General features: G+C 55.3%; 7 protein-coding genes and 1 tRNA gene. 5 read left to right on the forward strand and 3 right to left on the reverse strand.

Annotation, left to right across the window (positions count from 1 at the left end):
• Positions 1–32: 32 nt before the first annotated feature.
• Positions 33–1,520 carry a LuxR C-terminal-related transcriptional regulator gene (locus C1719_RS01275; RefSeq protein WP_102373444.1) on the reverse strand — a complete coding sequence of 496 codons (1,488 nt, stop codon included), beginning with the start codon at positions 1,518–1,520 and terminating at the stop codon, positions 33–35.
• Positions 1,521–1,891: 371 nt separating this feature from the next.
• Here C1719_RS01275 and C1719_RS01280 point away from each other — a divergent pair, with 371 nt between their 5' ends.
• The 3 genes from C1719_RS01280 (at position 1,892) to C1719_RS01290 (ending at position 5,656) form a co-directional block, all read left to right on the forward strand.
• Positions 1,892–2,341, forward strand: coding sequence for a hypothetical protein (locus C1719_RS01280; RefSeq protein WP_146007816.1), 450 nt, complete (start codon positions 1,892–1,894; stop codon positions 2,339–2,341).
• 105 nt (positions 2,342–2,446) lie between these two features.
• Positions 2,447–4,036 (forward strand): FAD-dependent oxidoreductase, encoded by a 1,590-nt coding sequence (locus tag C1719_RS01285; RefSeq protein WP_102373446.1) that lies wholly within the window; start codon positions 2,447–2,449, stop codon positions 4,034–4,036.
• A gap of 291 nt (positions 4,037–4,327) precedes the next feature.
• The gene (locus C1719_RS01290; protein WP_102373447.1) at positions 4,328–5,656 is read left to right on the forward strand and encodes a hemolysin family protein; all 1,329 of its coding nucleotides are present in this window, start codon (positions 4,328–4,330) and stop codon (positions 5,654–5,656) included.
• A gap of 70 nt (positions 5,657–5,726) precedes the next feature.
• Here the strand turns inward: C1719_RS01290 and C1719_RS01295 are convergent, their stop codons facing one another.
• Both C1719_RS01295 and C1719_RS01300 read right to left on the reverse strand, forming a co-directional pair.
• Entirely contained in the window at positions 5,727–6,521 is a 795-nt protein-coding gene (locus C1719_RS01295; RefSeq protein WP_102373448.1) for an amidohydrolase family protein, read from the reverse strand.
• Between the two features lie 54 nt (positions 6,522–6,575).
• The gene (locus C1719_RS01300; RefSeq protein WP_102373945.1) at positions 6,576–7,370 is read right to left on the reverse strand and encodes an amidohydrolase family protein; all 795 of its coding nucleotides are present in this window, start codon (positions 7,368–7,370) and stop codon (positions 6,576–6,578) included.
• Positions 7,371–7,645: 275 nt separating this feature from the next.
• Here C1719_RS01300 and C1719_RS01305 point away from each other — a divergent pair.
• Together C1719_RS01305 and C1719_RS01310 are read left to right on the forward strand one after the other, a co-directional pair.
• Positions 7,646–7,722: transfer RNA gene (locus tag C1719_RS01305), tRNA-Met, on the forward strand.
• Positions 7,723–8,180: 458 nt separating this feature from the next.
• Entirely contained in the window at positions 8,181–11,864 is a 3,684-nt protein-coding gene (locus tag C1719_RS01310; RefSeq protein ID WP_146007817.1) for a hypothetical protein, read from the forward strand.
• Positions 11,865–11,914: the final 50 nt, after the last annotated feature.

An 11,914-nucleotide genomic window follows, 5' to 3' on the forward strand; every position in this document is an offset into this window, starting at 1 on the left:
TTGCGGGCGGATGGCGAAGCGCAGCTGTATAGCTAGGTGCAGGGCTCGCTTTCTTCGGGAGCCGTCTCTTCGAGAAGATCAAGCAGCTCTTGGCGAGAATGAACTTTGAGCTTCTGATAGATATGGCTTGTATGGGTGTTGACGGTGTTCATAGAAAGGTGCAGTTCTTTTTGAATGCGTGGCGTTGATCGTCCTTTCGCGATAAGCCGTAACACGTCCGATTCTCGACGTGATAGCTTTCCGACTCGGATGAGCCGGCTGCATCGATCATCAAGTGGAGATTTGGTTTCTCCTTCGTTCTCAACTTTGACGAAAATGGGGATGTTGCCGCGGTCGGTGAAAACAAATGAATAAGTTGCTACGACTAGTATTCCCAGGACAACGGAAATGACGCCGAGTAAGTCGGGAACCATCGATGAAAAATGTCGGTATGCGTGAAACATGCCGAAGCCGAGCAGGAGGTCGAGTGAGAAAGCGATGCGTGTAAGAGAGAACACAAGAGTTGGCGAAGTGCGATAGCGTTGACAGAAATTAAAAGCGATGATCATAATCATGATCTTGAAAAGAAATGCGCCGAAGTTGGTGACGCCGTACATGAAATCGGGGCTATGCTGAGCGTAGGGCATGAAAAGGACGGCTGTCATGGTAAGCAAAAACGAGATGCGGTAAACAAGTGACATTCTATGACTGTGATCGGCGATGATGACGACTAGGGCGATCGAGCAGCATATCTTGACGATGAGCAGCACAAGGTTCAGTCCGCCCGAATAGAAAAGCAGGTCGGAACCCTGTAGGTAGTAGTTACGCATGAACTCGTCGATGAAGCTGATGACAAAGATGCTGCAGCAGAGAAGAAGCAACCCTTTGCGCTGATCCGTTTTCTTCGGGGGAAGCTGGGGCTCGCTGACGAAGGCATCGTTACGAGGGCTTCGAATCAGCAACGCGGCTGATGCGAGGGGCATGCCTGACGCAATGCATACGATAAACCAGGGGCTGAGCTCGGGAATGTATGCAACGGCGGTAAGCACATACATAAACAGGCTGTTCACAAGAACGCTAAGCACGAATCCGATAAGGTCATCCGCTTTACAGAACGCTTGGTACCACGCAACGAAAAACCAGCCCGAAGCAAGCCCGGTGAAGACGCCGGCAATAATCTGCAACGAGATGGCTGTTGCGGTATCTCCCGCCGAGAAGGGGATGGTGAAGGTGCCGATGCCTGCGCATGCGGCGAGAGCTACGACAATCATCTTGTTCTCAAGAAGGTTTTCAAGCCGTTTTGTGATGAAAAGCGCGGGAAGGAGGGAAACGGCGCATACTCCTAGCGATATTTCATATACGCTGACCGACGAATTGTCGGGAAACAGCTGCGGCGCAAAAAAACAGAGCGTTAACCAGAGTTGGCATAGAGCGAATCCGATCGTCATGGGTATGTTCGCGCGGTTCAGCTCGACGGCAAATCGCGAACGGATCGACTGATCGTCTTGTTTTTTCTTCGTCGCTTCCTTTTTGGTCCTCATCAGCCCCTCGCAAACCTCACTAGAAACTAGTGAATTTCTCCCCAAAATATCAAAACCGCACGTCAAAACCACCAGATTGAGTTGCGTTCTTCCCCTAAAAAACTATTTCACATCTTTCCTTCGATGGCAAGTCAACGCCGAATTCGTACGATTGCGCCAATGAATCGCCCGAAATGTACGGGTGGTCGGAAGAAGCGAGAGGAGGAGAGATGAGGGGAACAACGCTTGTGAGTAAGGGGGTTATTGCTTTGCTCGTTGCGGCATTCGCCGGCGCGGCTTTAGGCTGTTCGCCGCAGGGACCATCGCAAGAGAGTGCTGGCGATCGAGGGCAGAACCAAGAAAGCGCCGCCCAAGTTGTATGGTCGCCTGATATGGATTGTACGACGTGCCATACCGAGGAAGCGGCAACGATGGAAGACGGGTCGATGGGAGCATGCGTACACGTGCAGGAGGCGCAGACGGAATGTTCCACGTGCCATGTGGATTCTGCAACGCTTTCGGAGGTGCACCAAGACGCGACGGCTACCGACGTGATGCCGAAGAAACTCAAGGAATCATCTGTTGAGCCAGCCACTTGTCAAGCTGCAGGGTGCCACGATGTGAGCGCTGATGACATGTTAGCTTTGACGGCCGATGTGACCGAGCTTACCGATTCGCAGGGCACGCAGGTCAATCCACACGAGGTCATGGGGCTGACCGCTGGACATGCCGATATTCTGTGTTCGGATTGCCACAGCATGCATAAGGCCAAAGCGAACGCAGCAGACACCTGTGTGAGTTGTCATCATGCTGGCGTATACGAGTGCAATACGTGCCATTAGCTTTGCATGTCGGTTATACATTTTGGAAACCGATGCAGCTGGAAATTAAGAGGTTATGCCGTGCCATAACGGGTGCGTGCGATACATCGAGGGAGAGGAATCATCATGGAGCAAACACGGAGGGATTTCATCAAGGGAGCAGGTCTTGTTGCTGCGGGCGCGGCAGCGTTCACGGGAGTTTCGGCGCTCGCGGGATGCGCTTCTCAGCCAGCTGGCAAACCTGCACAGGAGGCTAAACACGAGTGCGATGTTGTGATTGCCGGAGCGGGAATCGGCGGGCTTGCCGCTGCGGTGAGCGCCGTTGAAGCGGGCGCGAATGTTATCCTTGTTGAGGCTTCGCAGAAGGTCGGCGGAACGAGTCGTTTCGCTGCGGGCGCATTCGGTCCGCGATTCGGGGCTGAGTGGGAGACGGCGTACGCAAAAGCTCCCATGTCAGATCCCGATCTAGGCAAACTCGTCTGCGATAATTGGGGGTCGTATGTCGAATGGATCGATGGGCTTGGTCTTGTAACCGAGGAGCTGGCTCCGGGAAGCCCGTATGTGTGGATGGGCGGTAAACGTCCCGCCGAAGAAGGATCGAAGAGCTATACGGACGAGTACTTACAGCAGTTCGGTGATATATTTACTGCCAAAGGCGGAACAACGCTTTTGGGAACCCGCGCGGTGAAGCTGCTGACCGATGAAAGCGGTGCCGTGACTGGTCTTGTTGCCGAAGACGCTGACGGGTCATTCGCTATTTCCGCGAAAGCCGTGATTCTCGCAACAGGCGGCTGGCAGTGCGACAAGGAGATGTGCACCAAGTACATTGGTCGCCATGCTGATTTGAGCCAAGCGCAGTGCGTTCCCTATCTTGACGGATCGGGCATCAAGATGGGCGTCGAGGCGGGGGCTCAGCTTTCAAGGAGTTTCGGTTCGTTTTACGGTCATCCGCAGCCATGGCCGATGAGCTATCTGAACGGCATCGATACGCCTGAGGGATACGAGGCTGTTGAAAACGTTGACGACGTACACGTGCTGTACTACGGTACTACCGAGCACTCGATCCAGAGCATGGGCATCTACGTCAATACCGAGGGCAAGCGCTTCGTCAACGAGGGCTTGGGATCTTCGCTCGTGAACCAGGAGATCATGCAGCAGCCTATGGCGCGCGCATACCTGATTCTCGACGAAGGCGTTCGCGAGATCATTCGCCAAACGCCATTCTGCAACGCTGCGATTATCGGTGGTGACCGAATCGATCATATGATCGAAAAAGGCATGACGGTTGTCCAGGCTGATAGCATCGAGGATCTCGGGGCTAAGATCGTGGCTGAAACGGCTGATGGCGTGAGCTTCAATGCGGTCAACATGGCGGCAACGGTCGCTGCTTACAATGAGGCTGTTTCCTCGGGTCAAGCAGCAACAATTGAAGTGCCTCATGTCGGCACGGTTCCCGCAACGCCCCTGTCGACGCCCCCATTCTATGCGATTCCGGTCGTTGGCGGCATTATGGCAACGTTCGGTGGTTTGAAGATCAACACCGATACGCAGGTTATCGGAACCGATGCGCAGCCCATCGCCGGCCTCTATGCCGTACCGGGCGCAGCAGGCGGCATCATGAATGGTGATTATTGGTGCGTTATGAGCGGCTATTCAGTGCTCGGTCGCCTTTCAGGCGAGGTTTCCACTGCATATGCGAAGAGCGCTGGGAAATAGCGATCGGTTGAAAGGGGTCAATCCGCACTTCGATCTTGTTCAATGGCGCCGCATCAAGGGATGCGGCGCCATTGCTTGTATCGCAACGAATTCGACCGTTTCTTTCTTTTGTGGCAACAGATCGCCGCCAAATCGCTGTATCTCTTCTGGATATTGCACGATGAGCCTGCAAGGTGCCCGATAACCTGATACAAAAGATAAGGACAATCAAAAACGCTGCTATTGCATTGGGTCGGCATAAGGAACCGACCGCGGCAGTCTTGAAAACCGAACCTAAGGAGACCAGCTTTAATGCCCGTTGCGCTAAGCCTTTTTCTTGTCCTGTTCTTTCTGTTGATGAACGCGTTCTTCGTCGTTGCAGAATTCGCTCTCGTTCGCGTGAGAAAATCCCAAGTCGAAATGGCCGTCGACGAGGGAAGGCGAGGAGCGAAGAATACCAAGCTCGTTGCCGACAACGTCAACGCGTACCTTTCTGCTTGCCAGCTCGGCATCACCCTTGCCTCTTTGGCGCTTGGCTGGTTGGGCGAGCCCGCTGTATCGGAGCTCATCCATCCGCTGCTTGCAGCCATCGGATTGCCCGATGCTGCCATCTCGGCCATCGCCGTTGCCATCGGCTTCATTATCATCACCGCCCTCCATATTGTGGTAGGCGAGCTCATTCCCAAATCGCTCGCGATTTTCAGCACCATGAAGTACGCGCTTTTGACGGCGACGCCCCTCGTGTGGTTTTACCGCATCACGTACCCGGTCATGTGGCTGTTCAACACCATCACGAACGGCGTCATGAAACTCGCAGGTCACGATGTTGCCAACGAGCACGAGGTGTATACCGGTGAGGAGATCAAGCTGCTCATCGATGAGAGCACCGAAAGCGGCCTGATCGACGCCGATCAGAATACCTATGTTGATAATATTTTCGACCTTGGCGACAAAGACGCCGAGGCGATCATGACCCCGCGCACCGAGCTTATCTGCATCGACCTTGAGGACACGCTCGAGGAAAACGTCAAGACGATGCAGCAGTACAAGTACACGCGCTATCCCGTGATCCGCGGCAACAAGGACGATATCGTCGGGTTCGTGCACATCAAAGACCTGTACAGCTTACCTGCGGGTACGACGATGGACGATCTTAAGATCCGCACGATCCATGCGGTTCCCGAAAGCATTCCGATCGCGAAGCTTCTGCAGACCCTGCAGGAAAAGCGCACGAAGATCGCCGTCGTGGTTGACGAGCACGGCGGTACGTCGGGCATTGTGACCATGAGCGACATCATGGGCCAGATCGTCGGCAAGCTCGATGACGAATACATGCACGACGATACCGACGAGGTGAAGAAGCTCGCCGACGGTCACTATCTGGTGGACGGCTCGCTTCCTATCGACGAGCTTTCGGAGCTCATGGGCTTCGAGCCTGAAGAGGCGGGAGATTGCGAAACTGCAGGCGGCTTGCTGTTCGACCTGTTCGGGCAGATTCCCGAGGAAGGCGACAAGGTGTCTGCCGAAGAGGGTGAGACGAAAGTCGATTTCACCGTCAAGAAGATGGATGTTCGCCGCATCGACAAGATCGACATGATGATCGAGCATGTTGAAAAGGAAGAGGGGAAAGAAGGGGAGTAGCCGCTGGGTTGCCCCGACTTTCAGAGCAATGGTTTCGGCGGCGTCCTTTGGGCGCCGTTTTGACGTATGGTCAGCCGATCTTCTCGCCGATGAAGCGTTCGGCGTTGTGCCAGAGCATATCCTCGAGCTCGTCATCGGAAAAGCGGCATCCGATGAATTTTTCGTATTCGCCTACAGGGTCCCAGAGCGGATAGTCCGATCCGAACAGAATGCGATCGGTGCCGTAAAGCCTGCAAAGCTCTCTGGTGCGCTTCTGCCCGACATAGAGGATCGAACTCGATACGTCGAGAAAGCAGCGCTCCTCGCGGAGAAGCTCGAGGGCGAGATCGAGTACCAGGCACCCGCCCAAATGCGCTGCATTCACGATGAGGCAGGGAAAGGTGCGCAGGATCTTTTTGAGTCGGGCCGGATGAGAGCAGGTTCGCTCCCGATCGCCCATGTGCATGATGATCGGGAGCCGACGGCTTTCGGCAATTTCGTAGACGGTCATGAGCCGCGGATCGTCGATATTGACTTCTTGCATGTCGGGGTGGAGCTTGATGCCTTTGAGGCCAAGCTCTACGGCTCGCTTTATCTCCTTTTCCGGATCGGCGTAGTCTTGGTGCATGGCCATGAACCCGGTGAATTCGGGATGCCGCGCGCATTCCGACGCGATGAATGAGTTGATGCTTTCGACCGAATGGGCGCTCGTGGCAACTGAGTGAACGACGAAGTTGGTGATGGGGGAGTTTGCCGTTGCGGCGACCAGGCCCTCAGAGGTGCCTTCGCCTTCTGTGGACATGTTGTAGAAGCCGGCAATGGAGCTTACCGCTCGCGTTGCGATCTTCTCGGGATAGATGTGCGCGTGAATGTCGATTACGGTCATATTCGTCACCTTGCCGTTTTTGCAGCTAGCGCCTGCAAGCTCCGCCTTCCAGGGCTAGCCGTTGACGGCTGATCCGAGGAAGCGTTCCGCGTTGTGCCAGAGCATGTCCTCGAGCTCGTTATCGGAAAAATCTATACTCGTGAACGCGTTGTACTCCGAAACGGGATCCCACATGGGGAAATCGGAACCGAATAAAACGCGATCGGTGCCGTAGAGCTTGCAGAGCTCTTTGGTGCGGCGCTTGCCGAGCCAGAACATCGAACTCGACATATCAATGAAACAGCGTTCCTCGCCGAGGAGATCGTAGGCAACTTCCGGCATCGACCAACCCCCGAAATGCGCAGCGTCAACAACAAGGTCGGGAAAAGCGTGCAGAACGTTCTTGAGCCGTCGAGGATGCGAGAAGTCGTGGCGATAATCGCCCATATGAATGATTATGGGCAGGCGGCCCTGAATCATCTCGTACACCTTCATGAGACGGGGGTCGTCGAGGTTGACTTCCTGCGTGTCGGGATGGATTTTCATGCCCTTGAGACCAAGTTCTACGGCTCGCTCGATCTCCTTTTCCGGATCGGCGTAGTCTTGGTGCATGGCCATGAACCCGGTGAATTCGGGATGCTGAGCGCATTCCGATGCGATGAAGTCGTTGATGCTTTCGACCGAATGGGCGTTAGTTGCTACCGAGTGCACGACGAAGTTGGTGATAGGGGAGTTTTCCATCGAGGAGAGAAGATGCTCCGATGTGCCTTTCCCATACATGGATGTGCTGTAGAAACTGCCGATAGCGTCAACCGCTTTGCTTGCGATTTTTTCGGGATAGATGTGGGCATGGACGTCGATGACGGTCATTGCAGGTACCTCGTATTCGAATGCGTATGCGCTTTTGTTCGATTCGATTGTAATACAGCGAATGTCGCATGGGGCAGCTTTTGGCGGCTTCACCTCATAATACGTACGGGTTGGCATCGGATTTGGCAGAGATTCTGCGGCCTTCGGAGTGGCAATTCCGCACATTTTGTGAAGGAAAAAACAATTCTTGCCAGAAAGGGTCGAGCAGAGTATTATATCTTCTTGCCGCTTTTCCTGTTCTTGATATATCGAATGGATGCAAGTTGGCACCATAGTGCGGGATGGAGCAGTCTGGTAGCTCGCCGGGCTCATAACCCGGAGGTCGTTGGTTCAAATCCAGCTCCCGCGACCAAAATTACAGGTCAGGACGTATGTCCTGACTTTTTTCTTTCGAGCTTCTGTGGGGTTGGACACTGGATATCCATGTAATTTTCTGCGATAGGACGTACGGCTCGATCATGAAATTCAAAGCGTTTCGGATGTGGCTCTTTGAAGATAATGGTCTCTAAAATCTGATCGATAGCACTTCAGAGTGGTTTTTGTCGCAAAAGTTGCTTATTTCGCTACTATTGCAACACCATGAGAAGGAAAAAGCAGCATATCTAACATAGAAGAGCTTGCGGCGTCTAAGAGCGCCTCATCCAATTTGGTTTCATCCAATCGATGAAATTTTTATTCTCATGTCCTTTTCGGGTACTGCAACGGTTGACAGCTGTTTTTCGCTGTACTAAATAGTATGTGAAAATCTGATTTCATCAGGTAAAACACAATTAAAGCAGTTGTAATTGACTCGAAAGGAGAAGAGAGAACGTGAAGCGAAACGACGCACTGAAACGCACAATGTCGATAGTTCTCTCGATGGCCCTGGCGATGTCGTTCGGATTGCCAACGGTAGCCTGGGCATCGGGGGGGGGTGCGCTCTCCGCTGCGGATTCTGCGGCGCCTCAGCTTGATGACGGCAGCGGAGAAGGTCGACTTCTGGATGGGGGCGAGACGGCGTCTTCGAAAAACCCGACGGAAGAACCGAAAGCGCTTGCCGCGGACGACGTCCTTGGCGAGACGGACGATAGCGACGTATCCGCTGCTCCTTTGTCGGCGGGCGTAGCGGAGGTTAGCGGCCAGATGTATCCAACGCTTAAGGACGCGTTCGCCGCCGTTCCGTTCGATGGGACCGAGACGGTTGTCAGAATGCTCGACGACGTCGAAATGATTTCCGACGACATCGTAACGGTGCGAGAAGGCCAAAACGTCGTTCTCAATATGGCCGGACACCGTATCGCCGCTGCAAGCGACGGATTCAAAGGCCGCCCCATCGTGAATCGCGGCACGCTGGTTGTGCAGGGCGACGGAACGATCGATGTGAGTGGAGCCCGGGAGAACGGGTGGGGCTCTATTGAAAATTACGGTACGCTCACCGTGGTCGACGGTACGTTTCGTGGTACGCTTGAGAGCAATTCGGTGAACATCTGGAACCGTGCGGGCGGAAATGCCACTTTCAAGGGCGGCAGATACGACACCAACGCAACTGCCTTGCGCACCGCAGAAGGATCGACGACTGCAATCGAGGGGGGATATTGGGAAAGCCCCTGGTATTCCGTGGTGGAAAACGGCGGAACGATGACCATTTCGGGCGGCGACTTCAAGAATACGTCGTGCAGCGCCTGCGATAGCCATTGGGGCTATACGGTTCGAAGCGGTCTTGAGGCTGATGGGGCATACCTCGCGTTCGAAAGCGGCACGGTCACGGGCGTTCAGGGTGGCCTTGCGATCGTGGGAGGCTCGGCCGACATTTACGGGGGGACGTTTTCGACGGTCGATTGCGTGAACGATTCAACGCATACGGCAACGTTTTACGCGCTTTACGTAGCGGGTGATTCGTACGAGACCTCTGCAACGGTGTACGGCGGCGAGTTTTCGTCTTCGCAGCGCGAGGCCGTGCACGTTGGCAACAACAATGCTGGAGGAGACGGGGGCAACCGGCAAGAGGCCACGATTGTCGTCAAAGGAGGCTCTTTCATGGGTGGCGGCAGCGGGAAAACCGCCATCGTAACGGATAACGTATTGGGCGGCGCGGCAATTTCTGGCGGTACGTTCTCCGCAAAGCCCGCCGACGATATGTTCGCGCAAGGCTACGAGCCGGTTCAGGGGGGAGACGGCAGCTGGGGCGTCGTCGTACCCGATCCCGTCGCATCGATCGGCGGCGTGGATTACCCGTCGGTGCAAGCTGCGATCGATGATGCGGGCGAGGGCGAGACCGTTGCGCTTTTGGCGAACACCGCAGAAAACATAGCGGTGTCTGTCGAGAAAAGCATCGCGTTGGATCTTTCGGGGTTCACGCTTTCCGTCGATAAGCCCATTAGCGTCACGGGGGAGCTTGTTGTCGAAGACAGCAAGGCCGTTGCCGATCCTGCTGTAAGCGATGATTTCGAAAGCGTAACCTATGCAGCGGGGAAGATTGTCAACACGCGTGATGCGAGGGGTTCTGAGGCTGTTGTCGTCGAAGTGAAGGATGGGGGCGTCTTTACCCAGAAGAGCGGGACGATCGAATCGATGAAAAACTACACGGTTGCGGTGTACGGCTCGACGGTTCCCGGTGCGAGCCCTGTTGAAAGCAAGGCGTTTATCGAGGGAGGGTATCAAATTGCTCCTGAGGGAGGGCCTGGCGTTTTTGGCAACGGCGCGTACCTCAAAGTGTCCGGTGGCGTGATCGTCGGCACCGACAATGCCGCCGTTGCGGGCAACGGAACCAATACCGATGCGATTGCGTACGGCGGGACGACAATCGACATTACCGGCGGCACGCTCATCGGCCATATCGTCTCGGACGGATACATCGCCTGCGGCATCTATCATCCCCAATCCGGCGTGCTCAACATCTCAGGAGGCACGATTTACGCAGATGGGGGTGTCGGCATCCTGATGCGCGGGGGCGTGCTCGATATGACGGGTGGAACCGTGATCGCCACGGGAAGCACCCAAGGCAAGGTTGGCGACAGCACGGTTATCCAAGACTGCTATGGCATACAGATTGACGGCAGCAGCAAATACTACGATAGTTCGAACAGCGTGGTGCATATCCAAGGGGGCTCTGTGAGTGCGGCCGAGGGAGTTCCCGCTCTCAACGTTACAGCCGAAGAGGGGGGATCTGCTGAAAACAAGATGGTGGTTTCGGGTGGCGAATTCAGCTCCGAGATCCCTGCCGATTATTGCGCCGAAGGCTTTGAGCCGGTTCGCAACGCGGATGGAAGTTATGGCGTGGTCGAGATCGAGACAACTGCCGTTTCCGCCTATTCTCTGATCGCATACGAGGGCGGTATGGGTGAAAACGCACTCCCCGATCCCGAGTGGGCGTTCGACGTGGACAGCATTACCGTCGACGACGAACCGCTTTCCGATTCGGACGCGCTTCCTTTCGAATGGGAATGGGTTGACGGATCGGGAGCTCCTGTCGATGGCGTTGCCGACGAGGGTGTGTACGAGCTTCGAGCGTGGAAGAGCGCTGACACCGCCGATGCGACGCTGAAGGTTGACGGCACTGTACTTGAATTCGCCGATGACGGCACTGTTGTTGCGGCAGGCAGCGATACAGGTGAGGCTGCAACGGTTGAGGTGCGCGCCGTGGCAAACGCCGATGCTGCGGTTGCTCTCGACCCTTCCGTCTTGCGCCCGGTTTACAATTCGGAAAGCCCTCTGGCCCCTTCTGCTAGCAGCAAGGCTGCAATCAATGCCCTGAGCGTGTCCGATGGCGGATATTGCGATCTGGGCACGATTGAGGGAGGATGCGACGGAGCCACTGATCCTCATGCCCACGTGGCGAAGGGGACGCGCTTCCTAACCAGCGGGAATCCCGCTCTGCCCATTGGCGAAGGATCCAAGATCGGCCTTTTGTGGGATGACCTTCTTCCCGAAGTGCTCGGCAGCCAAGATCGTGTGGAGGTGCTCAACGAGAAGGGGCTTGCCGCTGTCAGCAAGACGATCGATGCATCTCGGGAAACCTCCCATGAGTTCAAGTACGTCGATCTCGTCGACATGGCGAATGGCAACGCGTGGGTAGGCGCCGATGGAGAAGACGTGACCGTGTTCTGGCCCTATCCCGAGGGAGTAAGCAAGGAAGACGAAATTGCGGTAGCCTACTTCGAGGGCTTAACCCGCGATTACACGCTTGACATGGAATCAGCTGACCTCGATGCGGAGATCGTGCAGGCGAAAGCGCATTCTCTGAAGGTTGTGAAAACCGATGCCGGGGTGTTGTTCGACGTTCCGTCGCAGCAGTTCGGTCCGTTCGAGCTTGTTTGGCAGGCTGCAGGCGACGGCGGGAATGCGGTTGCTACCGAGTCGAATGATGAAGGAGACGGTCAGAGTACGGTTTATGCTCTTGCCAAGACGGGAGATACGGCGTTGCCGATTCATGTTATAGGGCTTGCCGCCGTTGCCGGACTCGTTATGGCGGGCGCTGCGGCGTTGCGTCGGATGAAGGAAAGAAAACTCTTGTAAGCAAGCATAGTTCCAGGGTTCTCTTATGGCGTGTTTTGCGATGGGGTGCA

The sequence above is a fragment of the Raoultibacter massiliensis genome (assembly GCF_900199545.1).
Taxonomy (GTDB): Bacteria; Actinomycetota; Coriobacteriia; order Coriobacteriales; family Eggerthellaceae; genus Raoultibacter; species Raoultibacter massiliensis.

Bases quoted from the DNA above. Each gene is read 5' to 3' on its own strand.
- C1719_RS01285 (WP_102373446.1), top strand. From the start codon at position 2,447: ATGGAGCAAACACGGAGGGATTTCATCAAGGGAGCAGGTCTTGTTGCT.
- C1719_RS01295 (WP_102373448.1), bottom strand. From the start codon at position 6,521: ATGACCGTAATCGACATTCACGCGCACATCTATCCCGAGAAGATCGCA.
- C1719_RS01290 (WP_102373447.1), top strand. From the start codon at position 4,328: ATGCCCGTTGCGCTAAGCCTTTTTCTTGTCCTGTTCTTTCTGTTGATG.
- C1719_RS01275 (WP_102373444.1), bottom strand. From the start codon at position 1,520: ATGAGGACCAAAAAGGAAGCGACGAAGAAAAAACAAGACGATCAGTCG.
- C1719_RS01300 (WP_102373945.1), bottom strand. From the start codon at position 7,370: ATGACCGTCATCGACGTCCATGCCCACATCTATCCCGAAAAAATCGCA.
- C1719_RS01280 (WP_146007816.1), top strand. From the start codon at position 1,892: ATGGATTGTACGACGTGCCATACCGAGGAAGCGGCAACGATGGAAGAC.